Origin of the sequence: Paenibacillus sp. FSL F4-0243, from assembly GCF_037963295.1 — a bacterium.
In the GTDB taxonomy this organism is placed as follows: Bacteria; Bacillota; Bacilli; order Paenibacillales; family Paenibacillaceae; genus Paenibacillus_AQ.
This window is the reverse complement of the sequence record NZ_CP150151.1, coordinates 6,033,788-6,059,561: the sequence shown is the minus strand read 5'-3', so window position 1 is coordinate 6,059,561 and position 25,774 is coordinate 6,033,788. Positions and strand designations below refer to the sequence as shown.

Here is a 25,774-nt window from a genome sequence, read left to right as displayed (position 1 = left end):
ATGGAACTAACACTTAAGGGAGTTTGTGATGTACAAAAAATCCCCGGAGCACGGGGTTATTTTCTAGCATTTATTAAATGTAGAATCCTAATAAATCCTTGTGAGTTATAGAGCAGCAAAGAGAAAAGAGGAGAGTTACCATGGAAACAGTATTAGTAAGAGAATATCGGTCAGATTTGCTGGAATGTGTCCATAGCGGACATATTGCAATCGTAGGAGAACACGGGAACGTAAAGGGCTATGCAGGTGATCCTGAGTTTGTATCCTTTACCCGTTCTGCGGCCAAGCCACTTCAGGCTATCCCAGGCATTCGTGGAGGAATCGTGGAGCATTATGGTTTTACACCCGCAGAGGTTGCCCTAATGACTGCTTCTCACCGAGGAGAGAGCTACCATGTTGCCGCGCTAGAGAGTATTTCCTCCAAGATTGGGATCGATGAGCAACAAATGATATGTGCCACTAGCTATCCACTGGATTATACGAGTAGAGAGAATGCCATTCGCGGCACGGGCAAAAGAAAGTTCTATCATAACTGTGCGGGCAAGCACATGGGGATTTTATCATATAGTAAGCTCAAAGGACTACCACTTGAAGAATACTCTCAGCCGGAGCAAACGGTTCAGCGTGAAATTATAGATACGATTGCTTATATGGCTGGTGTAGCACCAGACAGTATTGGTCTAGGTACGGATGGATGCGGTCTGCCGGTATTTGCCATGCCTTTGACAGCCTTGGCGACTGCGTATTTGAAATTAGCCAATCCTGATTTAATTGCTGACGAGGCAACTCGCAGAGCGGTCACCACAATCACTGCGGCCATGAATGCTCATCCGGAGATGGTTTCTGGGTCTGGACGCCTTGATTCAATCCTTTTGGAAGATGAAAATATTATTGCTAAGGGTGGATTTAAAGGCGTATATTGCTTCGGGTTGCGCCGCGAGCGACTGGGTATTGCCTTCAAGATTCTGGATGGATCAGAAGAAGAGTGGGGACTTATTGTACAGGGGATTTTAAATCAGATTGGATACAGTCAGAAAAATACTTTGGAAAAGCTGCGTAATGCATTTTCAGGTGTGATCTACAATGATGGTGGTACACGGGTAGGTCATGCAGATACAGAATTTCAGCTTCATTTCATGAAATAGGAACTTAAAAAGGAGCCCGTCGCTGCGCATCCATCTCGGATTCGCAGCGACGGGCTCCTTTTGTAAACGAAGAACAATTATTTCTGACGTAGACGGCCGAGTTCGGAGACGAGCGCTTCCACCTGAGAAATACTGAGTCTATCGCTGCCCATGGCTACCTCATAGACATCGAAGATATCTTCATATTTATCTACTGAAAAAGCGGAGGCTTGCATTGCAGCAGCACTTGCCATCTTCAGTTTGTTCTTGATGGCCTCGATCATATATTCAACATTTTCCTGACTAGGTTGTGTTAAATCCATAGGGTTATTAACATCCTTTCTGTACACTGATTCATGTATTTTACCATGATTGTGAGCTTGATCACCATTTTTTTGTCGGGCTCACAGAAATCATGTTAAATTAAAGGCATGAAATCAAAAAATATCATCGAAGGGAGGAAAGGTATTGGCAATTAGAGAACAGGGAAGCGGTAAACGAAGCAAAATGGACGATGTAGGATTGGTGTCCTTTTTTATGGAAATTGCAGCGCTGCATTCAGCTAAGAAAGTTACCTTTCTGTGTATCGGAACGGATCGATCTACAGGTGATGCTCTCGGTCCACTAACAGGCAGCAAACTTCTGGAATATGGCTTTCCGCACGTAATCGGTACGTTGCCATCTCCTTGCGATGCAGATAATTTGGTGGCCAGAGTCGCTGAGATTCCATCTGAGCATATCATTATTGCTGTGGATGCTTGCCTAGGACCTCCAATAGCTCTTGGATATTACTTCGTTTCGAATGAGCCGCTTCAGCCAGCACAATCGGTGGGGGTATGCCTTCCCGCAGTGGGGCATTATAGCTTGGCGGCGATTGTAGATATCAACGGTCCCAAGCCCTATCGGACGCTGCAGACGACTCCACTACATAGAGTTATGGTTATGGCTGAACAAATTGCCGCCGCAGCAGCAAAAGGGTTTGGAATTGGGGGTTAAGAATAGGATGCCGGTTTCAAGGAGAGCTGTTTTGCTTAATAATAGATATTAGTTAATATATCTTAGTATTTTGGAAAGAGGGAAGCAGCCATGGAAAGAGTACGTTGTGACGGAAGCAATATTTGCTACAGTGATCAGGGGAAAGGCGAGGTTATTGTATTATTGCATGGCTTTTGCGGAAGTGCTGAATACTGGGAACAAATCATTCCCATCTTAAGCAGCGACTACCGAGTGATTGCTCCCGATTTACGTGGTCATGGAGCTTCAGAGGCTCCACTAGGCCCCTATACTATTGAACAAATGGCAGACGATGTTCTGGGCTTGTTAGATACACTAGAAATTTCTGAATGCACCATGCTGGGACATTCTCTTGGTGGATATATTACACTTTCGTTCGCGCAGCGGTATGCCTCTCGATTGAAGGGCTTCGGATTAATCCATTCTACTGCATATCCGGATAGTGAAGAAGCTCGGGAGAATCGATTGAAAAGTGTCAGCAGGATTCAAAATGAAGGCATTACTCCTTTTGTGGACAGCTTCGTCCCAGGAATTTTTGCTAAAGCAACCGCTTCTGCATCACCGAAGCTGCTGGAGCGAGCTAAAGAAATTGGTTACAAAACGCCTCCACAAGGAGCAGCGGGAGCTGCGCTGGCGATGCGCGAGCGTCCGGATCGGCGTGATGTGATCACAGCTACCACGTTGCCGGTACTACTTGTTGCTGGCGAGCAGGATGAACTGATTCCTGCGGAGCGCACCTTTACTTCGGATAAACCAAATATAACGCAAGCTACGATTTCTGGAGCGGGCCACATGAGCCTCTTTGAAGCTCCTGAACGGTTAGCTGAGGTTATCAAGGAATTCACCCAAGCTACGGTTAGTATTAACAGCCATTCGTGATCGCTGAAATAATAATTCAAAAAGAGGCAGCTCCGCGTCAAAGTAACTGGCGTGGGCTGCCTCTTTTTTAGGAGACTATTGAAACTTACGGATTCCCAATCCGGCAAAGATAGCTATGGTTGTTACGCCGCCAATGTGGGACGGCCGGCATTTCATGTCAATAAGTAGAAGGATTCTAGTCATTATTTTTTCCGTAATTGCTTTAGTGGCATAGCGTAGTGCAATGGTTTAAGATAAATGAATAAAACACATATAATACCTAGATACAAAAGCTTCACAGTTACAGTATGGAAAAGGGGGAAGTTCATGTTCCGAAGAGACTATATTGTCCGAATGATCGAAGATATGACGGCGATGGTTGCCAAGGTTCTAACGCTGAAGCAAGAGCGGAAGACAACGGAAGCCTTATGGGAAATTGATGAGCTATTGAACCGACATTTTCCGCTGAACTCACGTCTTTTAAATTCACTATCTGTAGAAGATATTATAGATATGTTCCGGTTTAACGGTGTATTGGAGTCAGATAAGCTTCAAGGTGTAGCTAAGCTGCTTAAGGAAGAGGGCAGCATTTATGCTGCAAATGGCGATCATGACGCGGCACTATTCAGAAGTATGAGAGCACTGCATTTATTTTTGTACGCAGATTTGCACGGCGCTGATCGAGAAATGCTGCAGATGACAGAGGATATTAATGAACTTCTGGAGGAAGTCAAAGCGTATCGTCTTCCAGCCAAGACGGAACGGCTGCTTCTAGATTATATGGAGTCAATCGGACATTATAGTAAAGCGGAGGACAGTCTGTATCGACTATGGGAGCAGGGGGAAGATGTCTCACTGGAAGGTGATGAATTGTACAGACGGCTGCTGCTTAAATCACCGGAAGAATTGGAACAAGGCTCGCTTCCTATCCATGAAGTGGAACAAGGATGGAAAGAGTGGCGCCGGATCACAGAAGTTCGGAGGGAGTCGGAAGCCTAATGAATACCCCTTTATTTATTATCGATGCCTTTGCAGGAAAAGCATATTCAGGAAACCCGGCAGCAGTATGCTTGCTGAAGCATCCAGTCGACGAGGCATTTATGCTTAAGACAGCAGCAGAAATGAACTTGTCAGAGACGGCATTTCTCTGGCCGGAGAATGATGGATATCGTCTGCGCTGGTTCACGCCCAAGGTTGAGGTTAATTTATGTGGCCATGCTACTCTAGCGAGTGCACATATATTATGGGAGGTGGGATTGCTGGATCCAGAGGTGGAAGCTAGATTTTATACACGCAGTGGGTTGCTTAGAGCTTCTCGTGCGGATGACCTCATCTCACTGTACTTCCCGCCTTATGAGCTTAAGTCTTCTCCTACAATTCCGGCTCTTATAGAAGCGCTTGGTATTACAGAAGAAAATGTGGTAGAAACTATGCTCTATGCTGACAATGTACTTGTACGGCTCGATCAGGAATCCCTAGTTCGCGAACTTAGCCCAGACTTCGGGGCTTTATCCCGGCTTGAAGAGCGAGCCTTTGCGGTTACTGCAGAAAGCTCCATCGAAGGCATTGATTGTGTGTCACGGTTCTTTGCACCGAAGATGGGGGTAAATGAGGATCCGGTCACAGGCTCAGCGCATACTGCGCTAGCACCTTTCTGGGCTAGTCGACTTAACCGTACGCAGTTGACCGCTTATCAAGCTTCCGAACGAGGAGGCTTACTTCAACTTGAGGTAAGCAAAGATCAGATTAAGATGTCTGGCCGAGCAATAACTATTGTTAGTGGAGAGCTGCATGTGAAGCCCTGATAGGATAACTCTTGTAGAGCCGTGATATAATGGAACGATGATGGTTAGGAGACAATGATTCTCCATTTTTAATCCCGAAAGTGAGATGTGCGTTGTGGAATCTTTAAAAGCTCTTATTGAACAACTGATTAATGACCGTACCTTGATTATGGCTACCTTAAGCCAAGTACGTAACAAAGGGGAGACCTGTACGAAGGTACAGATTAAACCTGTCGAACTAAAAGGTAAGTTGCATTATCAGTTTGCGTCCTATATTGGTACAAAGGTTGAACATCGCAACGTACCGGCAGAATTAGCAGCGGAGGACATGACTCTTTTATTTAGAGAATCATATCGCCAAGGCTTGTTATGCACGGTGGAAGCGGATTATCAGGTGCTGATTAGCAAGAAATTCAAAGTATCCATCCTTACCAAGTCTCCAAGTAAAAAAGAAGAGCCGGATCTGGCACATAACCGCCGCAAGCGTTATGTGCTGGAGGATGGAGAACCTGTCCCATTTCTTGTGGAGCTTGGCATTATGAACAGAGAAGGAAAAGTGCTGGCCAAGCGATACGATAAGTTCCGGCAGATCAACCGTTTTTTGGAGATGGTTGAGGATGTGCTTGCCGATCTGCCAACGGGACGGCCATTAACGATTGTTGATTTTGGCTGTGGTAAATCGTATTTGACCTTTGCTCTTTATCACTATCTGACCGTCCGCAAGAAGCGGCAGCTTAATATTATTGGACTTGATTTAAAAGCGGATGTAATCGAGCATTGTAATGAGCTTGCTGCGAAAATCGGTTATGATCACCTGAAGTTCCTTGTGGGTGACATTGCCGAGTACGATGAGCTGGATCAGGTAGATATGGTTATAACGCTTCATGCTTGTGACACAGCTACAGATGCTGCACTCGAAAAAGCAGTACGTTGGGGCGCCTCCGTCATTTTGTCTGTGCCTTGCTGTCAGCATGAATTGTTCGCGCAGATTGAGAATGAAGTAATGAGTCCGATGCTTTCACATGGGATACTTAAGGAGCGTTTCTCTGCCTTGGCTACGGATGCTATCCGTGCCAAATTGCTCGATATGATGGGTTATAGCAGCCAGCTGCTGGAATTTATCGACCTGGAGAATACACCGAAGAATATTTTAATCCGCGCCGTTAAAAGCTCGGGTGGTGATAACTCCGTCAAATGGCGTGAATACACCGCATTCCGTGATTTTATAGGGGCGAAACCTTACCTTGAGCGCGTATGTGCTGACCTGCTTCCGAGTGAAAGTTCGGTGGAGGGGTAGCACGAGCAATTTTCCCCATCCGGCGGGATTTTTCGAAAAATAGTTGTACATTATGCAATTACATTAGGATACAGTAGCGAATATCAGAGGTTAGTTTCACTCTTTGTAACTATCAAGCTTTTTTGATGAGAATTGGGACGGTACAGCTCCTTCGTGGAGAGGTATCGTCCTTTTTGCATTCTAGTTTTGCGAAGGGGAAATGTGGAAAGGATAGAGATAACTTAACGAATATAGGGGTATCTAAATGGGGAGCGTTAACAGAGAGCGGAGTCTGGATTCAATAATCGTATATTTTAGTGCAGCCTTAGTCATCGCAGCCGGAGTAGGAGCTTGTTTGCTGCGTGGATTTTTTTTTACAGAGGAGATGTACCTCTTTCTGACCCTATGGTTTGTGATGTGTTCTGTGGCTTTGCTTTATTTGTACATTGGAGTAGGCAAGTGGAGAAGTAGCACAGGGGGAGCAGGTGGAGTACGTAGAGCTTTGAAAATAATGTTGACTGCACCTTTAATAGTTCTATCACTCTATCTGATTCATTGGCTAAGAGATCCTCTTTCGGCACAGGGAACAATGAATGAAATATTACGGTGGGGCTTGTATGCTAGCTTTGCATTTTTGGTTTGTTTTTGCGCGTTGAATCGGGTGGGGCGTCAGCTTATCATTGCTGCGTGGTCTATTTTGGGCATGTTCTTAAGCATAAGTGCTTTGCTGGCAGTGTGCGGGGTGGTAGAGTTACCTTTCGCTATAGCCTACAGTAATTCATCGGAAGTAAGCATTACAGGTGCCAGATTAGCAGGGCTGATGGAATATCCTAATGCCTTTGGTGCTGTGATGGCTGTTTTTCTACTGGAGCGGCTGTTTGCTGTCGCTGCTTATTATGTAAGACCTCAGAAGAGTGTGGATGGATGCGATAGATTAGAGCGGCGAGAACCGCGAAGCACGGCCGCCGCGCTGCTGCGCTTGCTGCCGCTGTTCCCGTACGCCGCCGCGCTGCTCCTCAGCGAGTCGCGCGGCGCGTGGCTGACGGCGGCTTGCGCCTGCGCCGCCGTCTTGCTCTGGAAGCGGCAGCTCATCGCGCCGCTTCTTGCCGCTGGCGCCGCGCCCGTGGTCGCCGCGGCGCTGATCTACCGCCAACTGGCCCGTGCCGGGTTGGCGGTAGAGCCTTTGCCCGGCCTGCTGTTGCTGGCCGGGCTTTGGGCCGGCGCGTTGCTAGCCGGCCTATGGCTGTGCCGCCGCCAGCGCAGCGCGGCGGGTATTGCCCGAGCCGCCATGCTGGCATTGGCGGCAGCAGGTTGGACGGCGGCTGGCACCGCCGTCCTCCTGCACGTGCGCGAGCGGATCACCGGACCGTTATCGACGGTATCCGCGCGTGGTCTGTTCTACCGCGACGCCTGGCGGCTGGCGGTAGAGGCACCTTGGCTGGGGCGCGGGGGCGAGACTTGGCGGAGTTCATACCTCGCCGCCCAATCTCGCCCTTATGTTGGCAGCCAAGTGCATAGCGGTTATCTCGACATCCTGTTGAACCTAGGATTTGTCGGCCTGGCAGCCATACTGCTTATGCTGCTAGCAGCAGGCTGGCTGCTGGCTCAGAGATCGCCGCGTCTGCTGCCGCCATTTTTGGTTATCGTTATGCATAGCGCAGTCGATTTTGACTGGAGCTACGGATTAATCTGGCTGCTGCTTTTTTGGCTGCCAGCACTTGCCCTGTCTGAATATGAGCAGAAACATCAATCTGCGAATACCCGCTTTACGTCCATAAGTTTGCTCACCACTCATTTCGCGTCCGCGAACCCGCTAATAACTCACTCGGCATCCTTGAATCTATCACTCCCATATTCCCGCCGACTATTCATCACTGTCGCCTGCTGCCTTTGTCTCATGCTATCTGTATTGTCCCTTCACGCCACACAAGGAGAGAGGTACTACCGGCAAGCAGTTCAGACGGTTGATCCCTCGGTGAAGGTAGATTTGCTAGAGCAATCACTAGCGTGGAATCCCCAGTCTCCTAAAACAGCTGTAGCATTATCCAGGCTACTTACGGGTGAACAAAGCGTGAGTATACTCCAGCAGAGTTTGCAATATTCTCCGGAGAATGCAAGTTTAAACTGGGAAATGGCTAGACGATGGATGTACAGTGATGATCCGGGAGCTGCATTATATTGGATACGCCGAAGTATTAAGCTCGATAAATACAACTCTGTTAAGTGGGTCAAAGGGATTGAAGGCATGCTTATGATGGGCCGGAAGAAGTTAGCGGAAGGGAATCGAATGGAGGCCATAAGCTGTATTGCCTCAGGGAACGAGCTTATGCGGGAGTATAGAGTGTTGGCAGAATACGAGGCAAGTAAAGGTGAGCAGCATAATGACCGGAAGTTCCAAATAACAGAACAAGCCGACGACCTGAGTCGACGGCTTAGTGTATTGGCTTCACGATTTTAACTGACGTGAAATGATCCAAGAGTACAGAACAGGAACGAGAATAACAAGTACAAGAGCCGTAATAATAAGGGTCTGAGACAAGGTGCCGCTCAAAAAGGCTCCCCCAAAAATAAGCAATCCGCCGATCATCCACATTCTTCCGGAGAGACGATGTGTTTTTCGCCACACCTCTGGGCTAGAGAGCGTCCATGCTGTGCGAACACCGAACAAATAATTATCTTTTACCTGTGGCATGTAGTTGCCGAGCGCAATAAACATCACTCCTAGGGCTCCTATAGCAATTTTACCCACATTAATCTCTTTACCCAGACCGTAAGCAACCGTGAGCACGAGCATGAGATTAAAAAGCACCCCAATAGCGAGTCTGCTCATAGCATAGGCATTTTCGAACTTCTTATAATTTTCCCGTTTAGGATCGATGCTACGTGTGAACTGCATGATCAGCGGAAGCACAATGCCCAGGATTCCGAACATAAAAATAGCTATATTTTTATCCCAATACCGGTTGACTTTACCTGTAATTCCCCACTGCGCGGGCAGCTCCTGTGGCAGCTTGCCATAATTGATTAAAGCATAAGCTAATGATGCTAAACCTAATATTACAATCAGTGTATCTTGCCATCTCCATTTAAAATCCTTCATCTTCAATCATCCTCCTTCTCAGAATGCATATTCTGACGGCTTTGTTTTCCGTCCAGTGATTTGCTTTCCGTCTCCGTTTGCTTTCCCGTACCTGTTAGCTCGAGCAACCAGCCAAGAACCTCTTCGAGAACCGTCGTATTTAATGAATACATAATGAATTGACCTTTTCGTTCATCCTGTACGAGATCGGCATGCTTCAGTGCATTCAGATGGTGAGAAATGCTTGGCTTTGACATGTTGAAAAAATCAGCAATTTCACCTGCGGTTCGGTCCTTTTCCCTTAGTAACCGAATGATTTGGCGACGGGTAGGGTCAGCTAGTGCTTTGAAAGACTCATTCATATTCCACCCACCATTTCGATATTTAGGTAATTGTCTAAATATATAATAACCATTCTTATTCTTATCTGTCAATGCGTATTCTCCTCATTTTGATTGAGAAAGAAATTGTCACCGAATCTTTGGATTTACCGCCGTTTGCGGCTATGCCCTTGCTAATACTAACTGTGGGCAAGTATTCGATGAATGGTTCGAAACATAGAAGCAGAGGAGAGGATATATGATGCTGACGAATAAGGTTGCAGTTGTTACAGGTGCGGGTTCTGGGATTGGGGAAGCAATTGCTCTTCTTTTTGCCCAGCAAGGGGCTAAGGTTATTGCTGCGGACATCCATCTGGGGGATGTTGAAGCGGTGGCCAAGAAGGCAGAACAAGGTCATGGCAACGGGGTGGTGTATCCTGCAAAGGCAGACGTTTCGAAGGAAGAGGATACTCAGCGAATGATTGATGCCGCAAGTACACAATTTGGTGGACTTCATATTCTCGTTAATAATGCGGGGATCATGGATAAAATGACCCCGGCTCATGAAATCACAGACGACTTATGGGAGAACGTAATTGCAGTGAACGTCACCGGACCCATGAGAGCCATTCGTAAGGTCCTACCGATTTTCATGGCACAAGAAGGTGGATGTATCATCAATGTAGCATCGATCGGCGGCTTAGAGGGATCACGTGCAGGAGTGGCCTATACTGCCTCCAAGCACGCTGTCATCGGTATGACTAAAAATGTAGGGTATCAGTACTCGAAGCTTGGAATTCGCTGTAATGCTATAGCACCAGGTGGGGTAAAGACGAATATTGATTTGTCTAATCCGAGTACTTTTGGTAGTCAAAAGGCAGGAGATGGTATGGCGTCCATGCCGCGAACAGGGGAAAGCAGCGAGATCGCATCGATAGCTTTATTCCTGGCTTCAGAAGCTGCGAGCTTCGTGAATGGAACGGTAATAACGGCGGATGCCGGATGGACCGCTTATTAAATAGCTTTTACATTTTAGACAAACAGGTGTCCATTTCCATCTTCATTGCTGGAAGTGTACACCTTTTCTGGTTATACAGGTCGTTCTAACTCTTTTTAAGAGAGGGTCGATATAGGGTAATGGGCTCGCCGCTGTAAGTAGATGTGATAAGGTTGCTTGTGCTAGAATAGGCTAAGAGAAACTGGAAAATAGAGCAGAGCGGCAGAGCATATAAAAATATAAGAAAGTAAAAGTTTAGCATCTATACTTTATGTTCTTATATTTCTCGTTTAAACGCTAAGCGTCTTTATATAGACGCCAAAGATGTTTATGCTAGATACATAGCCATATTCTGCGGAAAAGGGAGGAGGAGTACGGTTGCATGTTATTTCTGATCTGATCTCAACATTGTTTGAATGGATTCAGAGTCTTGGTTATTTTGGGATTATGATCGGACTTATGATTGAAGTTATTCCGAGTGAAATTGTACTGGCTTTCGGTGGCTTTTTAGTATGGAGTGGAGATATTAATTTTTTTGGCGCCGTATTATTCGGTACGATCGGCGGAGTCATTGCACAGATTTTTGTATATTGGATTGGCCGTTATGGTGGCAGACCTGTTTTGGAGAAATACGGGAAATATATTTTCATTCAAAAGAAGCATATTGACCATTCGGAAGAGTGGTTCAATAAATACGGGACTGGCGTAATCTTTACAGCTCGTTTTATTCCGGTTGTTCGTCATGCCATTTCCGTTCCAGCTGGGATATCGAAAATGCCTTTAGGTAAGTTCACTTTGTTGACTACGCTTGCTGTTATTCCATGGAGTGCTCTGTTTGTATATCTGGGTATGACCTTGGGGAATAAATGGGAAGATATTGACAAAGTAGCAGCTAAGTATACCAACGAAATTATACTTGTAGCGATCGCTCTGATCATCATTTACTTTGTGTTTAAATGGTACAAATCCAAGAAAAAGGGGACTACAAAATGAAGCAGAATGTAGCTCAAAAGTTTGGAAAAGGCCTAACACCGCGCCAATTCGTAGAAAGTATGACGAAGAATCAACAGGCTTTTGAATCCTGGTATGAAAAGTTTAATTGGGAAGATGAGAGCGATAAGGAATATTTCGAAAGTCTGAACCATCGCGACGATTTGCGGGTACTTATCCTAGCAGCGGATTGGTGTGGAGACGTAGTACGCAATGTTCCTGCTGTATTCCGTATTCTGGAGACGGCGGGAATGAAGACAGAGGTATTTATTTTGGAAGAGAATCCGGAGCTTATGGATGATTTCTTGACCATGGGTGGCAGATCTGTCCCAGTCGTGATTTTTGCAGACACTGGAGGATATGTGCTCGGACATTGGGGTCCTAGACCAGAGCATGTGCAGCGTATAATGAGAGAGTTCAAACGTGAGAATCCTGACCGTGAGGCCGCTGATTACGACAGCAAAATCGCAGAAGCACGTAAGGCCATGGGGCAAGCCTATGGGGAAGGAACGGAATATCAGGCAGTTATCGCAAAAGAACTGCGTAGTCTGATTTCCGGATTCTAAACTGATGTTAAATATACGTTCATTTAATCTGGGTCCGCTTCAAACGAATGCCTACTTACTGACAGGTGCGGATCCTGCGAAGGGTATCATCATAGATCCTGGTATGAATCCTGCTGCATTAGTGCGGAGTATCGAAGGAATGGAAATCGAAGCTATTTTGTTAACACATGCACATTTTGATCATATGGGCGGTGTAGACGAAATTCGTAAAGCTAAGAAATGTCCTGTTTATTTACATCCACTTGAAAGTGAATGGCTAAGTAGCCCCAAGCTGAACGGTTCACTAATGTGGTCGGAGGTGTCACCTCCTCTAGCTACAGATCCTGCGGAATATGATCTGGCAGAAGGGCAAGTTCTGCAGTTCATTGGACACACCTTCCGTGTGTACCATACACCTGGTCACTCTCCAGGCAGTGTAAGCTTCCTTTGTGGAAATGATCTATTCTCCGGAGATGTACTCTTTAAAATGGGAGTTGGGCGCACAGATTTACCTGGTGGTAGGGAACGGGATCTGTTCGATTCTATTCGTGGCAAGCTATACAAAATGGATGATGAAGTGAAGGTTTATCCAGGACATGGTCCACGGACAACCATTGGATTTGAAAAGATTCGCAACCCTTATGTTCCTCAATAGACGTTGGTTCTAGTAGAACCGACAAAAACCGAGGAAGTTTTAATAGACAAAAGACTACAAAAGGACTAGAATGAGGTTAATTAAATGTAACATTAACCTCGCGAAGCACGCAGACTGCGGAATTAATCCCGGTTTGCGTTCTTTTTTTTGTCTTCATATAGGCTTAAAAGCATGGAGGGAAGTAGAATGGAGAAGAATATATACTACCCGCTGGACTACGGTTGGTATGACTCCAAGGAGAAATGGAACCATTTTTGCAGCAGTAATTGCCGATTTTTTTCGGAGTGTTCAGGAAAGGGTGGCTTTTGTTCATCCATAGAACGTAGAGACATACAATTTGAAAATAAGGAACTTCGTAATGGCTTGCTTCAGGAGACCTGTAAGGTTTACGGGGGAGTACCAGTGGTTTCAGGAGGCGAGCTCAGAAGAACGCCTCTTTTTTGGCATTTTCCGGCAAGGAAGGGGACAATTCAGCCCTGGCGGCGTAAGTTGTGGGATCTCAAAAAATAATTATGGAGTGGAATGAACGATTCATAATACATATTCGTACTACAAATAGAAACGAAATCTTGAATGGAGGGGCAGATGAGCGATCAGTCGCTGGAGAGAATCAGACGGGCACAGCAGGGAGATACTTCAGCACTGTCTTCACTGCTGCGGGAACACTATACTTTTTTATTCAAATATTTAATCAAGGTGACCATGGACCCGTTGCTGGCAGAGGATCTTGTACAGGACACCATGGTCAGATGTATGGAGAAGATCAACACCTATAACGGAACTTCTTCCTTTTCCTCTTGGTTAATCACAATTGCCACCAGAATATTTATTGATCGCAAGCGGCGCTGGAAGCGTGAAGCGGAATGGAAACAGCGGGAGCAACAGGAACAGGGGATCCGTTCGATTCGTTGGCGATTTGAGAGCAGGGGGGAAGAGTGGAGTGAAGTGCTGGATTCCCTCTCCAAATTACCTTCTGCGCAAAGAGTGGCTGTGCTACTGAAGCATTACTATGGCTATAGTTATGACGAAATTGGCGAAATCCTGCGAGTTCCTTCAGGTACAGTCAAGTCGCGTGTATCCCTTGGACTTAACCAACTACGAAAGGAGCTGAATGAGGATGGAGAAGGATAAAGATAAGGAGCCTGAGTTGTATTTGCATAAGCTTTCAGATGAGCTTGACCGGTTAGATGCACAATATAATGACATCACACCACCTTCATTACAGGAACTGGAGAGGTTAATGGTTGATGCCTCTGTGCATAGAAAGAGCATGGAACGTAAAGAACTGCTGTTATTCTGGGGCATATCGTTGATCCTGATCAGCGTATTTCTATCCATTCTCGGTTCTGCACCGATGATCTATTGGATTATTCAAGCGATTATTCCTATTGCGGGACTCAGTGCTCTAGGAATAGCGAGGATCAGGAGGAACAGAGAAGGTGCGCAAGAATGAATGAGCTGCAGGATGTGCCTCTATGGTTATGGTTTTGCATAGCGATAGCATTAATGCTGCAAGGGACATTGCTATTCAGGGACGCAAGACGACGCGGAAGAAAAGCCTGGTTCTGGGGTCTATGGGCTATAACTACAGTTCCTTCACCCGCTTTGGTCTATTTACTTGTTGTCATTCTACCGGAAAGACGTAGGAGAAAGAAGATGTGAAGGTCCAGGATATGAGCTCGTTCCTTTCATTACACAAAAGGAGTGGTACTTCATGGAAGATGTAAATTGGGGATTAATTATGCCGTTGATCATTTTGCAGGCTTTACTGGCTATTATCGGTTTGATTTCTTTAGCCAAAGCAGATAGAATACGCGGTCCAAAATGGATGTGGATTATAATCATTATTTTCGGAAATATATTAGGCAGCGTAGCTTATTTCACGATAGGAAGGAAAGATGTCTAATGTCACTTCTTCAAGTTACGAATTTGCGCAAAAGCTATGGGGCGCATATTTCCGTACATGATATAAGCTTTGATATTGAAAAAGGGAGATGTGTCGCTTTACTAGGACCCAATGGTGCAGGCAAGACGACCACACTACGTATGCTGGCGGGTCTTCTAGAACCTACCTCTGGAATGATTTCGTTTGAGGGGAGCCGTCCTGGAGCAGAATATCGCAGAGGACTAGGATATGTACCGCAATCTCCAGCCTTTTACGGTTGGATGACTGGACAGGAATATGTTGTGTTTGCTGCAAAGCTTAGTGGAATGGGAGCTAAAGAAGCAACAAGCAGCGCTTTGGAATCGCTTATACGTGTAGGCCTCAAAGACGATGCACGCCGCAGGATTGGTGGATATTCCGGGGGGATGAAGCAGCGGTTGGGTCTCGCACAGGCACTTGTGCATCGCCCTCGACTGCTTTTACTGGATGAGCCCGTATCTGCACTTGATCCGATCGGCCGCAGGGAAGTGATGGAATTGCTACGAGAAATACGTGAAGAGACAACGGTAGTTTTCTCCACGCATGTGCTGCATGACGCGGAAGAGATTTGTGATGATATTATTTTAATGAATCATGGACGCATTGCTGAGCAGGGGTCTCTGTCGCAGCTTCGTTCACAATACAGCCTTCCTGTTATTCGTTTACGTACCGAGAAGCACAAAGAAGCCATTCAGTGGCTGGAATCTCTTGCCTCCAAGCCGTTTGTACTGGAGTCGGAGTTGTTTGGAGATCATGCGGTATTTAATGTGCATGATGTAGAAAAGGCCCGCCAGACGATTTTGCAAGAAGCAGCGCAGCTCGAAATTCCATTGCTGCAATTTGAAGCAGGCTCTTCCACATTAGAGGATTTATTTATGAAGGTGGTGGGCGTATGAGCAGCACCTGGGTCCTTTATCGAAAAGAAATGCTCGAGATGGCTCGCAGTTATAAGCTAATCTGGATACCTGTCGTGTTCATCATTTTAGGCATTATGCAGCCTTTAACTATTTATTATTTGCCGGAAATATTAAAAGCCTCCGGGGATGTGCCCCCAGGTCTGCTGGAAGGGTATGAAATACCGCATGCCGCAGTTGTGATGGCGCAAGCACTGGGACAGTATGGAACAATTGGAATGCTGGTATTGGCGCTAGGCTCGATGAATACTTTAGCTGGAGAACGCTATAGCGGAACTATGGAGTTAATTCTAGTAAGACCTGTTTCTCCCGCAGCAATAGTGATCGCTAAATGGACAGCTCAACTGACCCTGCTTGTTGTTGCGCTTGGATTGGGTGCAGCGGGTGCAGCTTATTACACGGAGCAGCTAATTGGTTCAGTACCGTGGGGCGATGCTATCGCAGCTTCAGGAGTATATGGTTTGTGGTTATTATGTGTTGTCTCGGCTACGTTGTTGTTTAGTGCCTTTTTAAGACCGCCAGTAGCTGCTTTTTTAGCACTGGCGTTAATGGCTGGATTGTCATTAGGCTTAAGCTTATTGCCTACATGGTTTGACTGGACACCCGCAGGACTTTCCGGACTGTCAGCAGGAATTCTTACAGCTGGAGAGGGCTTTAGAGCAGGTCCATATCTTTCTGCAAGTGTATTGATCATAATTTGCCTTGTTGGGGCTGCGCTTTTGACAAGAAAGAACAACTTTCCCGATTGATTATTAAGCTGTACTGTATCGAATATAGTATATTTAAAAATATAAGAAAGTATAAGTTTCACACTATACATTTTTCTTCTATTTCTCGCATAAACGCATATCGTCCTTAGGGGACGCCGAAGGCGTTATTGCTTGGTAGAATTTTCAGGATCGTCTGGACTGCCGCTAGACAGTTCTATCTTTTTTTAGTAGACTGTTGAAACAAGCAAAATCATGATAGATTTTGGGGTCAGGAGGTAGGGCGATGCTGCGTTTAGGAGAAAAGATTGTCATTGTTGCGGACGCTTTTGAGCAGAGTCTTCCTATCGGGGAATACGGCTACCTAATTGCTTACGACCGCAATCCCGATAATGCGTTTGACTATGTTATACGTGTACCGGAAGCCAACAGGAACTTTTATGTTCCGGCTGAAGACATTGAGGCGGAAGAACATTTATTAGTAGCTGAGGCTGAAAGAGCAACGCATGAAGCGTTAATTGATTATGCTTTGTCCACGTACAATGAGAAGCTGTTCCATCATTTGATGAACGGTGAAGATATGGATACAGAAGAGACGGAAACAACGTCAACCGAAAGCATGTCCCAAGCAGATTTCATCAAACAAGTGAATCTTAGAGCTTGGATTTAAGGAAGGCCGGCGAAAGCCGGCTTTTTTGTTATAACCCCATCATTGAATTGTCCAAGCTTCTACAATATAATTAAAAACGTTATCCGGGCGCTTTAGCCCTTTAAACAGGAGGGATTTATCTTATGAGCATTACCGTTAAAGATGTGCAGCATGTGGCCAAGCTGGCTCGTCTGCAATTGAGCCCGGAAGAAGAGGCAACCTTTACAGAACAAATGAATGCTATTTTACAATATGCTGAGAAGTTGAATGAGCTAGATACGGAGAATGTGAAGCCGACCACGCATGTACTGCAGGTCAGTAATGTGATGCGTGATGATGTTGTGAAGGAAAGCCTAACGCAAGAGGAAGCACTTCTTAACGCGCCGGATGATGAAGACGGACATTTCAAGGTTCCAGCTGTTTTGGAATAACTACATAATTAGAAAGGGGGAAGAATCTTGAGCCTGTTTCAAAATCGATTGCCTGAAGTACATCGCATGTTAACTGCTAAAGAAGTATCGGTCAGTGAACTGACTGAAGAATCGCTGGCGATTATCGCTGAGCGGGATAAGAAAGTAAATGCATTTTTGACCTTGAACGAGGAGGGCGCTCGTAGCACCGCACGCGCTTTGGACGACAAACTGGCATCTGGAGCAGCACGTGGATTGCTGTTTGGTCTTCCTGCCGGAATTAAGGATAATATTGTAACTAAGGGACTACGCACGACCTGTGCCAGCCAATTTTTGAAAGATTTCCAGCCGATTTATAACGCTACTGTGGCTTCTAAACTGCAGCAGGCAGATGCCGTAACGATCGGTAAATTGAATATGGATGAATTCGCAATGGGTGGATCTAATGAGAATTCAAGCTTTGGTCCTGTACGCAATCCTTGGGATTTAGAGCGTGTGCCCGGCGGTTCCAGTGGCGGATCTGCTGCAGCAGTAGCTGCAGGCGAAGTATTCTTCTCACTAGGTTCGGATACTGGGGGTTCCATCCGCCAGCCTGCTTCCTATTGTGGTGTTGTAGGTCTCAAACCTACTTATGGTCTTGTATCACGTTATGGACTGGTAGCCTTTGCTTCCTCACTCGATCAGATTGGACCATTAACACGTAATGTAGAGGATTCTGCATATGTGCTTCAAGCGATTGCTGGTTATGATGCCCAGGACTCTACTTCAGCTAAAGTAGAAATTCCTGATTATTTGAGTTCTCTGACTGGTGATGTTTCCGGACTTCGCATTGCTGTACCTAAGGAATACTTGGGAGCAGGTGTCGATGCTTCTGTGCGTGAGACAGTCTTGTCCGCACTTAAGGTGCTGGAAGGAATGGGTGCTGTCTGGGAGGAAGTTTCGTTACCACATACGGAATACGCAGTAGCAGCTTATTATTTGCTGTCCTCTTCGGAAGCTTCATCTAACCTCGCGCGTTTTGACGGTGTGCGTTATGGTGCACGTGTAGATGAAGGCGGAGGATTGCTTGATCTATATCTTAATTCCCGCAGTCGCGGCTTTGGCCCTGAGGTCAAACGTCGTATTATGCTAGGGACTTATGCGCTTAGCTCCGGGTATTACGATGCTTATTATTTAAAAGCACAAAAAGTGCGTACTTTGATTAAACAGGACTTTGATGACATCTTTAAAAAATATGATGTGGTCATCGGGCCTACAGCGCCTACGACAGCATTCAAATTAGGTTCACAGACGGAGGATCCGCTGACCATGTATCTGAACGATATTCTCACGATTCCTGTGAGCTTGGCAGGTATTCCTGCTGTTAGTGTTCCTTGTGGCTTTGCGGAAGGTATGCCAGTAGGTTTGCAAATTATCGGTAAAGAATTTGACGAGAGTACGATTCTGCGTGTTGCTCACGCGTTTGAACAAAATACTGATCATCACAAGCAGCGTCCACAGCTGTAGTAAAGGAGGGAATGGGATTACTTATGTCTAAATACGAAACGGTCATCGGCTTAGAGGTTCACGTAGAGCTTCATACCAACTCCAAAATCTTTTGCGGATGCTCCACTGAATTTGGAGCCCCGCCTAACACGCATACCTGTCCTGTCTGCCTGGGTCACCCCGGCGTATTGCCAGTTCTTAACAAACAAGCGGTAGATTACGCTATGAAAGCAGCGATGGCGCTAAATTGTACCATTGGTGATGTTAGTAAATTCGACCGCAAGAACTATTTTTACCCGGATTCACCGAAAGCTTATCAGATTTCGCAGTTCGATCAACCTATTGGTTTGAACGGCTGGATCGACATTGAAGTGAATGGAGAAACGAAACGGATTGGTATTACTCGTCTTCATTTGGAAGAGGATGCGGGTAAGCTTACGCACGTAGATGGCGGTTTTGCGTCGCTCGTCGATTTCAACCGGGTGGGAACACCGCTTATCGAAATCGTATCTGAGCCAGACTTGCGCTCGCCAGAGGAAGCTCGTGCTTATCTGGAGAAAATCCGTGCCATTATGCAATACTGCGACGTATCCGATGTCAAGATGGAAGAGGGATCGATGCGCTGTGACGCGAACATCAGTCTACGTCCAGAAGGACAAGAGGAATTCGGTATTAGAGCAGAGCTTAAGAACATGAACTCCTTCCGCGGTGTGCTGCGTGGACTGGAGTATGAACAATATCGTCAGGCTGAGATCCTGGATGATGGTGGAGTAGTTGTACAAGAGACTCGCCGCTGGGATGAAGCCCAAGGGAAAACTTTATCTATGCGTGGAAAAGAAGAAGCGCACGATTATCGTTATTTCCCAGATCCAGATCTGATCGTGCTGCATATTGACGATGCGTGGAAAGAATCCATTCGTTCGACGATCCCGGAACTACCGGATGCAAGGCAAGCTCGCTACAGTGAAGAACTGGGTCTTACAGCTTATGATGCTGGCGTGATCACTTCCTCTAAACCGCTAGCGGACTTTTTCGAAGGATGCCTTACTTATACGCAGGATGCCAAGGCTGTAGCTAACTGGATCATGGGTGATCTGCTTGCTTATTTGAACAGTAATAACCTGGAATTGTCTCAGGTCAAAATTACGCCGCAAGGGCTCGGGGAAATGATCGGCCTCATTGCAGGTGGAACCATCAGCAGCAAGATCGCTAAAACGGTATTTAAAGAAATGCTAGAGAGCGGTAAATTGCCTGCTGCAATCGTTGAGGAAAAAGGTCTGGTACAAATCAGCGATGAAGGTGCCATTAAAGGAATTGTGGAAGCTGTCGTAGCTGCCAATCCACAATCAGTGGAAGATTATAAAGCAGGTAAACAGAAAGCCATCGGTTTCCTCGTAGGACAAGTTATGAAAGAAAGTAAAGGTAAGGCAAATCCAGGTCTTGCGAATAAACTTCTGATCGAGGTATTGAGCAATTAAAACGATTATCGTCTTTAGTAGTCGATAACGTTGTTTATACTTGGGGTAATATACTTATGTAATAAGCTAAGGGCTTGTCGGCAACGGCAGGCCCTTAGCGGCATATAAGGGGACTAGTAGGGATGAATACAATTATTAAGCTAAACCTCCAGGATGATAGTACCGTTAATGAACTATGGAGCCTCCAGCATAAGGCCTACCGGCTAGAAGCGGAGTTAATAGGGTTTCGTGAGATCCCACCGCTTATGGAGACGAGAGAGATGCTCAGCCGCTCTAAAGAGGATTTTTACGGCTGCTTTGATGAAGATGAAGAACTGATGGGTGCTATTGCTATAGAAGAAGAATCCCCGGGCAAACTCACGATTACGCGGATGATGGTGGGACCGGACTTTTTCCGCAGAGGTATTGCAAGCTGTCTCTTGGAATATGTATTTGAACATTTTTCAGGGATGGAGCAATACATCGTATCTACGGGGAAGCTAAACCTGCCTGCCGTTTCTTTGTACAGCAAGCATGGTTTTGTACCTATGGGATCGCAGGAAGTTGCTCCCGGTGTGGAATTGATTGATTTTTATCGGAGTGGTTCACTTTGAAGAAGCATATACACAGACCCATGTTTACGAAAGGAGGAGCCGAGATATGACAAATGATTCTGCAATACTCTCAGCGCAGGAAGAGCAGCGGGGTTCAGCCGATCTTGAGACTACGGAGAGTGAGATTCAGAAGAAGATAATCCCTCCACGTCCAAAACGGCGCCGCCGCAAACGCAAATTTATCGCTGGACTATTGGCAGCTCTCATCCCAGGAACTGGGCACTTATACTTTGGGCTTCTCCGCAAAGGAATTACCTTTATCTTCTTGATACTATTGGATATCTCAGCTTTAATTTATTTCTCATCCATTGGAATGCAGATTAATGTTCCGTTGCTTATTTTACTTGCACTGATTATTCCGGCGATATATTTCTATAATGTGTATGATGTACTGCAATCAGCGGACAAGATTCTCCGTTACCCTGAAGATCAAGAGCTTGATGATCCTGTGGCAAAAATAACTACACCTCCTAAGCGTCGTAGTATCGTCAGTGAACCTGGCGTATCCTTTGGATTTCTACTTCTTTTAGGGGGAGCGCTTCTCATTCTGTTTCGCCAAAAGCCAGCATGGCTGCAATTTTTTATTGAGCATTACTCCGAAGTGGCCGTGTCTGCAGTTTTATTATGTGGTGGTATATATGTAGGAGCGAGAGAAATTGTCAGAGGAATCGTTTCGCGCAAGAAAAATGAGTCTCATAACCGGCGTGTAGGAAGATATACGGCATCGGTCTTGCTTATTGCTATGGCCATCCCGTTGTTTCTGGATTGGAGAGACGGGTCGGATTATATGCTTTTACTCTTGAAGTGGTGGCCGGTCATCCCAGTGTTGTGGGGGATTGAGTTCCTGTTCATGTATTTCTTCTCTGGTCGTTCAGGCTCTGTACAAAAGGGAACAAGAATCAGATTGGATTTACGCGGCCTTTTATCTGCTATATTGCTTGCTGCGAGTGTGTTTATCGTTGCCGAACAAGAACATTACTTATATCTGTGGAAAAATGTGAGTCTCAACCTTACAGCAGCTGCAGTCGACTATGGCGAGGCGAAGGGAAGTAAATTTCAGAAGGCTCCACTTATTGTTCCAGTGAAGTTAAATACAGCCAAAATATCCGTTGATGGTATTAATGGAGATATTTTATTGCACCGGGCTCCCGTAGATAATATTCAAATTACTACTACAGTTTGGGTAGATCAATTGGAAGGTCCGATGGCTGAGGCCATTTCGGAACAGTCCTTTGTGGATGTTGTTGAAGGACCAACTATAAAAATAACTTCAAACAGCAAGGCGTACGGAGAATCAGGTAAGCGTCAGCCGCGAATGGATTTGGACATTTCTTTGCCGGAAGACCGCCGTTTTAACCTAGATGTTCGCACTATGAATGGTGGGATCACCCTGCAGAACATAGAAGCGATCGAAGATATTTCGCTGGAAACGGGAAATGGAGAACTTATTCTTCATCGTATCTTTGGTAATGTGAAAGGGAAAACACTGAATGGAGCTGTGCGTGCGAGATCCGTCCAGGGCAGCGTTGATTTATCAACGAGCGGTGGCAATATGAATGCTTGGAATGTCACAGGAGCCTTGAAATTATCAACGGCAGTTGGCAATATCGGTGCAACCGGGAATGAAGCCGAGATCGATATTTCTAGCAAAAATGGTAATTTAGAGATTGATGGAGCCAGATCGAAGCTGCATGCAGAATCCTTGAATGGCATCATTGATGTTCGTTCACATGAAATTGGAGGAGACTGGGACATTTATAGTGCAGTTGGCGATATTCAATTGTATTTGCCGCAGTTAGGGAACTATAAGTTGAATGGCTCAAGTGGATATGGTGATATTATTTCAGATTTATCTACCTTAACGATTGATAAGAAGAAGATATCTGGTGAAGTGGGCACAGGTGAGTTCAAGATTCAGGTTGAGGGAAACAGCAACTTAAATGTGAGAGGTTATTGAAAAAAGTAATTTTTCTTATATAATAATGAATATAATGTATCGACTTCGTTGACAAGATTGAAAACCCAGTCTTACAATTATAAGAAATATTTCTTTTATTTTTAAATTTAAAAGGCGGTGACAGTCATGGGGAGTGGCGTACAACATGCATTGGAACAATTAAAAACAACAGGTGTCCGTATAACGCCCCAGCGTCATGCGATTCTTACGTATTTGATGGAAGCAATGAATCATCCTACAGCTGACGATATATATCGGGCATTAGAGCCTAAATTTCCGAGCATGAGCGTGGCAACCGTATATAATAATCTCAAGATGTTTATGGAAGCTGGCATGGTTCGTGAGTTGACCTATGGGGATAGCTCCAGCCGTTTTGATGCCAATGTGTCTGATCATTATCATGTTATATGTCAGAAATGCGGTAAGATTGAGGATTTCAGTTATCCTTCGCTTAGGGATGTAGAGCTGCATGCTGAGCAAGCTACAGGCTTTAAGATTACAGGATTGCGTATGGAGCTGCATGGATTTTGCAAAAGTTGTAGAGAGAAGCAGCATTAAGACTAGAATAGAACGGTATCAAGGCGATCTACCAAGTTATCACTAAACGTGCGAAATCCGAAAGCGGAGGACTCACGTTTTTATTTTTTTACAAATATAAGAACGACAACGTCATTTCTTCTTGAATATAACAATTTGTAGGATAAATGACTATTTTCTACTGGTTATACGAAACCAAGTGGATGTTATAATCGTAATGTTAGACTCTACTAAAAATCATATTATTATCTGGAGGATATATTTTGGACAGAAGACTGGGACAGAGGCGCGTCAAAAAGCGCGGAGGTTTTTTTAGGCGGTTATTTGGACTTTTAATCATTGTAGCAGCAGCATATTGGGTAGTGTTTTATGTATTGCCAAATCGTCAGCACATAGATGTAGATTGGAAAGCTCAAGCGCACCCCATCTTTGTAAAAGGAGAGCATACAGGTTATTCTGCCTCGGGGACTGGAGATAGCATGCTATTACCATTACCATTGTTGCAAGAGTATGTGGATCCTTCCATTCGTTATGAAGAGAAGACGAAATCGGTCATCCTATCAACGGATAGTGAGCTCCTTTACATGCAGGAGGATAAAACCGATGCTAGTCTGAACAATCGTCCGCTGCAGCTGCGGTTAGCGCCTGAAGTAAAGGAGAAAGTGACCTACCTTCCTGCGGATGTATTAGAAGATCTATATGGGTTTGAAATACAGGAGGATACGAATACCGGAGCAATACTACTAATGACGGCAGGAGAATCTGTCTCGCTAGGAAAAGTTAAAGGTGAAAAAGGCGACAAGTCAGTAGCTCTACGAAATGAGGCATCCATCCACGCACCTATAGTTGCGGATATGTCTCCTGGGGCAGTCGTGAATATTTGGAATGAAGAAAATAAGGACTGGCTGTTTGTACAATTAAGCAGCGGGTATGCAGGTTATGCCAAGGCAAGTGACATTGTTCGGGATGGTCAAAAGACAGTGGAACCGAAAAAATCCACGCCAACACGCGCTGAACGTAACTGGAAAGGGAAGTCAGTGAATTTGTATTGGGAGGCTGTTTACCAACGCAAACCTAACCCAGAAACCTTCGGTGAGCTACCAGGCGTTAACGTGGCTAGCCCAACCTGGTTTAGTATTATAGATGGTGATGGCAATGTGCGCAGTCAGGCCGACAGTGCGTATGTGCAGTGGGCGCATGGGCGCGGGTTAGAGGTATGGGGGTTGCTTAGCAATAGCTTCGATCCAGACATGACTACTGAGGCATTGTCCAGCTATGAGAAACGGATGAATGCAATCGTACAGATCTTAGAATATTCGGATTTATACAATTTGGATGGAATTAATATCGATTTTGAGAATGTGTATACGAAAGACGGAGAGAATGTCACTCAATTTATGAGAGAGCTAAAACCGATGGCTCAGGCTAAGAATCTAATCGTCTCCATAGACGTGACACCTAAATCCAATAGCGAGATGTGGTCAGCATTCCTTGATCGTAAGGCTCTTGGGACATTAGTCGATTATCTAATCGTGATGGCTTATGATGAACATTGGGCAGCTAGCCCTATCGCGGGCTCTGTTGCCTCCTTACCTTGGGTAGAGAATTCAATAAGCCGGATCATAGAGGAAGACAATGTGCCGCCTGAGAAGGTGATTTTGGGGATCCCATTGTACACCCGCATCTGGACTGAGGCTCAAGTAGATGGCAAGACAAAGGTAAGCTCCAAATCCGTTAGTATGAATGCCGTTGAAAAAATTATCAAAGAGAAGAAGCTAACTCCTACATTTGATAAGGCTGCTGGGCAGAATTACGTAGAGTACAAGGAAGATGGCGCTCTTAAGAAAATATGGATAGAAGATAAGGTTAGCTTAAAATCAAGAGTTGAGCTTGCTAAGTCCATGGGGCTTGGAGGCATCGGATCATGGAATCGCAGTTTTAGCAATCCATCAGCATGGGAAGCATTACAAGAGATTCATAAGTAATCATAATTTCATTTATAACAAACAAAGAGGCTCCCATATCGGGGGCCTCTTTGTTGTATTAACAAATATTTGAGTGCATTTTAACTAGTTAGTAATGAGCCTCTGTAAGGTGTGTTTAGTGGTTTAGTTGCTGATGCTCAAGCTGATCTGCAGTAATAGTAGCCTCAGCCCGATCCATAGTAAGAATGGTGTGGCAGAACATACAGCGGTCTGTTTTACCGAGCATCTTGGTCAGCTTGTGACACTCAGGGCACTCTAGCTGAACTGCACTCGTTGAGAGCATGCCAGCCCAGAAATAGATCGCAAGACTTGCCATCATGGAAATTAAACCGATTACAAGTCCGATTCCAGCGAATACTTTCCCAGTCGATCCCCAGAATACGATGCCTGCTGTACCCAAAACCATAAGTCCCATTCCGAGCATTGTGAGCAGTAATCCCCATGTGCGAAAAGCGTTGATCTTAGCCGTTTTAAACTTCATGAGTGTTTGCTC

30 protein-coding genes are annotated in these 25,774 nt (G+C 45.4%); 26 read left to right on the top strand and 4 right to left on the bottom strand.

Going from position 1 to position 25,774, the window contains the following annotated elements:
- Positions 1-140: 140 nt before the first annotated feature.
- The gene (locus NSS87_RS26895) at positions 141-1,145 is read left to right on the top strand and encodes an asparaginase (RefSeq protein WP_042191842.1); all 1,005 of its coding nucleotides are present in this window, start codon (positions 141-143) and stop codon (positions 1,143-1,145) included.
- A gap of 77 nt (positions 1,146-1,222) precedes the next feature.
- Here the strand turns inward: NSS87_RS26895 and NSS87_RS26890 are convergent, their stop codons facing one another.
- Positions 1,223-1,447, bottom strand: a complete 225-nt coding sequence (locus tag NSS87_RS26890) for a DUF1128 domain-containing protein (RefSeq protein ID WP_042191840.1) — start codon at positions 1,445-1,447, stop codon at positions 1,223-1,225.
- Positions 1,448-1,592: 145 nt separating this feature from the next.
- Between NSS87_RS26890 and yyaC the strand changes: the two genes are divergently transcribed.
- The 6 genes from yyaC to NSS87_RS26860 all read left to right on the top strand — a co-directional run bounded on the left by yyaC (position 1,593) and on the right by NSS87_RS26860 (position 8,514).
- On the top strand, positions 1,593-2,120 hold the full coding sequence (gene yyaC / locus NSS87_RS26885) for a spore protease YyaC (protein ID WP_339243501.1): 528 nt from the start codon (positions 1,593-1,595) through the stop codon (positions 2,118-2,120).
- Between the two features lie 90 nt (positions 2,121-2,210).
- Positions 2,211-3,017 (top strand): alpha/beta hydrolase, encoded by an 807-nt coding sequence (locus NSS87_RS26880; RefSeq protein ID WP_339243500.1) that lies wholly within the window; start codon positions 2,211-2,213, stop codon positions 3,015-3,017.
- 306 nt (positions 3,018-3,323) lie between these two features.
- Positions 3,324-3,995: a DUF6483 family protein gene (locus tag NSS87_RS26875; RefSeq protein ID WP_339243499.1), complete on the top strand. Its 672-nt coding sequence runs from the start codon at positions 3,324-3,326 to the stop codon at positions 3,993-3,995.
- Positions 3,995-4,801 (top strand): PhzF family phenazine biosynthesis protein, encoded by an 807-nt coding sequence (locus NSS87_RS26870; protein WP_042191832.1) that lies wholly within the window; start codon positions 3,995-3,997, stop codon positions 4,799-4,801. The genes NSS87_RS26875 and NSS87_RS26870 overlap by 1 nt, the downstream gene beginning before the upstream one ends.
- Before the next feature lie 85 nt (positions 4,802-4,886).
- Entirely contained in the window at positions 4,887-6,077 is a 1,191-nt protein-coding gene (locus tag NSS87_RS26865) for an SAM-dependent methyltransferase (protein WP_339243498.1), read from the top strand.
- Positions 6,078-6,321: 244 nt separating this feature from the next.
- Positions 6,322-8,514: an O-antigen ligase family protein gene (locus NSS87_RS26860; RefSeq protein WP_339243497.1), complete on the top strand. Its 2,193-nt coding sequence runs from the start codon at positions 6,322-6,324 to the stop codon at positions 8,512-8,514.
- Here NSS87_RS26860 and NSS87_RS26855 read toward each other — a convergent pair.
- Both NSS87_RS26855 and NSS87_RS26850 read right to left on the bottom strand, forming a co-directional pair.
- A complete protein-coding gene (locus tag NSS87_RS26855) occupies positions 8,503-9,156 on the bottom strand; it encodes an SdpI family protein (RefSeq protein WP_042191828.1) in 654 nt (217 codons plus the stop codon). The genes NSS87_RS26860 and NSS87_RS26855 overlap by 12 nt on opposite strands.
- Positions 9,157-9,158: 2 nt before the next feature.
- Entirely contained in the window at positions 9,159-9,497 is a 339-nt protein-coding gene (locus NSS87_RS26850; RefSeq protein ID WP_339248677.1) for an autorepressor SdpR family transcription factor, read from the bottom strand.
- 217 nt (positions 9,498-9,714) lie between these two features.
- Here NSS87_RS26850 and NSS87_RS26845 point away from each other — a divergent pair, with 217 nt between their 5' ends.
- The 19 genes from NSS87_RS26845 (at position 9,715) to NSS87_RS26755 (ending at position 25,281) form a co-directional block, all read left to right on the top strand.
- A complete protein-coding gene (locus tag NSS87_RS26845) occupies positions 9,715-10,473 on the top strand; it encodes an SDR family oxidoreductase (protein WP_339243496.1) in 759 nt (252 codons plus the stop codon).
- A gap of 357 nt (positions 10,474-10,830) precedes the next feature.
- Entirely contained in the window at positions 10,831-11,445 is a 615-nt protein-coding gene (locus NSS87_RS26840; protein WP_042191826.1) for a DedA family protein, read from the top strand.
- Entirely contained in the window at positions 11,442-12,008 is a 567-nt protein-coding gene (locus tag NSS87_RS26835; protein WP_042191823.1) for a thioredoxin family protein, read from the top strand. The genes NSS87_RS26840 and NSS87_RS26835 overlap by 4 nt, the downstream gene beginning before the upstream one ends.
- A 1-nt stretch (position 12,009) precedes the next feature.
- Positions 12,010-12,642, top strand: a complete 633-nt coding sequence (locus tag NSS87_RS26830) for an MBL fold metallo-hydrolase (protein ID WP_060625706.1) — start codon at positions 12,010-12,012, stop codon at positions 12,640-12,642.
- Positions 12,643-12,828: 186 nt separating this feature from the next.
- Positions 12,829-13,152: a hypothetical protein gene (locus NSS87_RS26825; RefSeq protein WP_339243495.1), complete on the top strand. Its 324-nt coding sequence runs from the start codon at positions 12,829-12,831 to the stop codon at positions 13,150-13,152.
- 75 nt (positions 13,153-13,227) lie between these two features.
- Positions 13,228-13,773 (top strand): RNA polymerase sigma factor SigY, encoded by a 546-nt coding sequence (gene sigY, locus NSS87_RS26820; RefSeq protein ID WP_042191818.1) that lies wholly within the window; start codon positions 13,228-13,230, stop codon positions 13,771-13,773.
- Positions 13,760-14,095: a YxlC family protein gene (locus tag NSS87_RS26815; protein ID WP_042191817.1), complete on the top strand. Its 336-nt coding sequence runs from the start codon at positions 13,760-13,762 to the stop codon at positions 14,093-14,095. The genes sigY and NSS87_RS26815 overlap by 14 nt, the downstream gene beginning before the upstream one ends.
- Positions 14,092-14,304, top strand: coding sequence for a hypothetical protein (locus NSS87_RS26810; protein WP_042191816.1), 213 nt, complete (start codon positions 14,092-14,094; stop codon positions 14,302-14,304). Before NSS87_RS26815 ends, NSS87_RS26810 begins: the two co-directional genes overlap by 4 nt.
- A 52-nt stretch (positions 14,305-14,356) precedes the next feature.
- A complete protein-coding gene (locus tag NSS87_RS26805) occupies positions 14,357-14,548 on the top strand; it encodes a PLDc N-terminal domain-containing protein (protein ID WP_339243494.1) in 192 nt (63 codons plus the stop codon).
- Complete coding sequence (locus NSS87_RS26800) at positions 14,548-15,462, top strand: ABC transporter ATP-binding protein (protein WP_339243493.1); 915 nt, start codon at positions 14,548-14,550, stop codon at positions 15,460-15,462. The genes NSS87_RS26805 and NSS87_RS26800 overlap by 1 nt, the downstream gene beginning before the upstream one ends.
- On the top strand, positions 15,459-16,229 hold the full coding sequence (locus tag NSS87_RS26795) for an ABC transporter permease subunit (protein WP_076285466.1): 771 nt from the start codon (positions 15,459-15,461) through the stop codon (positions 16,227-16,229). The genes NSS87_RS26800 and NSS87_RS26795 overlap by 4 nt, the downstream gene beginning before the upstream one ends.
- Positions 16,230-16,473: 244 nt before the next feature.
- Complete coding sequence (locus NSS87_RS26790) at positions 16,474-16,857, top strand: hypothetical protein (RefSeq protein ID WP_042131017.1); 384 nt, start codon at positions 16,474-16,476, stop codon at positions 16,855-16,857.
- Positions 16,858-16,979: 122 nt separating this feature from the next.
- The gene (gene gatC, locus NSS87_RS26785) at positions 16,980-17,267 is read left to right on the top strand and encodes an Asp-tRNA(Asn)/Glu-tRNA(Gln) amidotransferase subunit GatC (RefSeq protein ID WP_042131015.1); all 288 of its coding nucleotides are present in this window, start codon (positions 16,980-16,982) and stop codon (positions 17,265-17,267) included.
- 27 nt (positions 17,268-17,294) lie between these two features.
- On the top strand, positions 17,295-18,752 hold the full coding sequence (gatA, locus tag NSS87_RS26780) for an Asp-tRNA(Asn)/Glu-tRNA(Gln) amidotransferase subunit GatA (RefSeq protein WP_042191806.1): 1,458 nt from the start codon (positions 17,295-17,297) through the stop codon (positions 18,750-18,752).
- 23 nt (positions 18,753-18,775) lie between these two features.
- Positions 18,776-20,209 carry an Asp-tRNA(Asn)/Glu-tRNA(Gln) amidotransferase subunit GatB gene (gene gatB / locus NSS87_RS26775; RefSeq protein WP_179086742.1) on the top strand — a complete coding sequence of 478 codons (1,434 nt, stop codon included), beginning with the start codon at positions 18,776-18,778 and terminating at the stop codon, positions 20,207-20,209.
- Positions 20,210-20,331: 122 nt separating this feature from the next.
- Positions 20,332-20,802 (top strand): GNAT family N-acetyltransferase, encoded by a 471-nt coding sequence (locus NSS87_RS26770; protein WP_339243492.1) that lies wholly within the window; start codon positions 20,332-20,334, stop codon positions 20,800-20,802.
- Between the two features lie 46 nt (positions 20,803-20,848).
- Positions 20,849-22,759, top strand: coding sequence for a DUF4097 family beta strand repeat-containing protein (locus NSS87_RS26765; protein ID WP_339243491.1), 1,911 nt, complete (start codon positions 20,849-20,851; stop codon positions 22,757-22,759).
- Positions 22,760-22,885: 126 nt separating this feature from the next.
- Positions 22,886-23,317 (top strand): Fur family transcriptional regulator, encoded by a 432-nt coding sequence (locus NSS87_RS26760; protein WP_042191799.1) that lies wholly within the window; start codon positions 22,886-22,888, stop codon positions 23,315-23,317.
- 242 nt (positions 23,318-23,559) lie between these two features.
- Positions 23,560-25,281, top strand: a complete 1,722-nt coding sequence (locus tag NSS87_RS26755; protein ID WP_339243490.1) for a glycosyl hydrolase family 18 protein — start codon at positions 23,560-23,562, stop codon at positions 25,279-25,281.
- 115 nt (positions 25,282-25,396) lie between these two features.
- Here the strand turns inward: NSS87_RS26755 and NSS87_RS26750 are convergent, their stop codons facing one another.
- The gene (locus tag NSS87_RS26750; protein WP_076285462.1) at positions 25,397-25,762 is read right to left on the bottom strand and encodes a DUF2614 family zinc ribbon-containing protein; all 366 of its coding nucleotides are present in this window, start codon (positions 25,760-25,762) and stop codon (positions 25,397-25,399) included.
- Between the last annotated feature and the right edge of the window lie 12 nt (positions 25,763-25,774).

Bases quoted from the DNA above. Each gene is read 5' to 3' on its own strand.
- NSS87_RS26895 (WP_042191842.1), top strand. From the start codon at position 141: ATGGAAACAGTATTAGTAAGAGAATATCGGTCAGATTTGCTGGAATGT.
- NSS87_RS26890 (WP_042191840.1), bottom strand. From the start codon at position 1,447: ATGGATTTAACACAACCTAGTCAGGAAAATGTTGAATATATGATCGAG.
- NSS87_RS26880 (WP_339243500.1), top strand. From the start codon at position 2,211: ATGGAAAGAGTACGTTGTGACGGAAGCAATATTTGCTACAGTGATCAG.
- NSS87_RS26875 (WP_339243499.1), top strand. From the start codon at position 3,324: ATGTTCCGAAGAGACTATATTGTCCGAATGATCGAAGATATGACGGCG.
- NSS87_RS26870 (WP_042191832.1), top strand. From the start codon at position 3,995: ATGAATACCCCTTTATTTATTATCGATGCCTTTGCAGGAAAAGCATAT.
- NSS87_RS26865 (WP_339243498.1), top strand. From the start codon at position 4,887: ATGTGCGTTGTGGAATCTTTAAAAGCTCTTATTGAACAACTGATTAAT.
- NSS87_RS26860 (WP_339243497.1), top strand. From the start codon at position 6,322: ATGGGGAGCGTTAACAGAGAGCGGAGTCTGGATTCAATAATCGTATAT.
- NSS87_RS26855 (WP_042191828.1), bottom strand. From the start codon at position 9,156: ATGAAGGATTTTAAATGGAGATGGCAAGATACACTGATTGTAATATTA.
- NSS87_RS26850 (WP_339248677.1), bottom strand. From the start codon at position 9,497: ATGAATGAGTCTTTCAAAGCACTAGCTGACCCTACCCGTCGCCAAATC.
- NSS87_RS26845 (WP_339243496.1), top strand. From the start codon at position 9,715: ATGATGCTGACGAATAAGGTTGCAGTTGTTACAGGTGCGGGTTCTGGG.
- NSS87_RS26835 (WP_042191823.1), top strand. From the start codon at position 11,442: ATGAAGCAGAATGTAGCTCAAAAGTTTGGAAAAGGCCTAACACCGCGC.
- NSS87_RS26825 (WP_339243495.1), top strand. From the start codon at position 12,829: ATGGAGAAGAATATATACTACCCGCTGGACTACGGTTGGTATGACTCC.
- sigY (WP_042191818.1), top strand. From the start codon at position 13,228: ATGAGCGATCAGTCGCTGGAGAGAATCAGACGGGCACAGCAGGGAGAT.
- NSS87_RS26815 (WP_042191817.1), top strand. From the start codon at position 13,760: ATGGAGAAGGATAAAGATAAGGAGCCTGAGTTGTATTTGCATAAGCTT.
- NSS87_RS26810 (WP_042191816.1), top strand. From the start codon at position 14,092: ATGAATGAGCTGCAGGATGTGCCTCTATGGTTATGGTTTTGCATAGCG.
- NSS87_RS26805 (WP_339243494.1), top strand. From the start codon at position 14,357: ATGGAAGATGTAAATTGGGGATTAATTATGCCGTTGATCATTTTGCAG.
- NSS87_RS26800 (WP_339243493.1), top strand. From the start codon at position 14,548: ATGTCACTTCTTCAAGTTACGAATTTGCGCAAAAGCTATGGGGCGCAT.
- NSS87_RS26795 (WP_076285466.1), top strand. From the start codon at position 15,459: ATGAGCAGCACCTGGGTCCTTTATCGAAAAGAAATGCTCGAGATGGCT.
- NSS87_RS26790 (WP_042131017.1), top strand. From the start codon at position 16,474: ATGCTGCGTTTAGGAGAAAAGATTGTCATTGTTGCGGACGCTTTTGAG.
- gatC (WP_042131015.1), top strand. From the start codon at position 16,980: ATGAGCATTACCGTTAAAGATGTGCAGCATGTGGCCAAGCTGGCTCGT.
- gatB (WP_179086742.1), top strand. From the start codon at position 18,776: ATGTCTAAATACGAAACGGTCATCGGCTTAGAGGTTCACGTAGAGCTT.
- NSS87_RS26770 (WP_339243492.1), top strand. From the start codon at position 20,332: ATGAATACAATTATTAAGCTAAACCTCCAGGATGATAGTACCGTTAAT.
- NSS87_RS26765 (WP_339243491.1), top strand. From the start codon at position 20,849: ATGACAAATGATTCTGCAATACTCTCAGCGCAGGAAGAGCAGCGGGGT.
- NSS87_RS26760 (WP_042191799.1), top strand. From the start codon at position 22,886: ATGGGGAGTGGCGTACAACATGCATTGGAACAATTAAAAACAACAGGT.
- NSS87_RS26750 (WP_076285462.1), bottom strand. From the start codon at position 25,762: ATGAAGTTTAAAACGGCTAAGATCAACGCTTTTCGCACATGGGGATTA.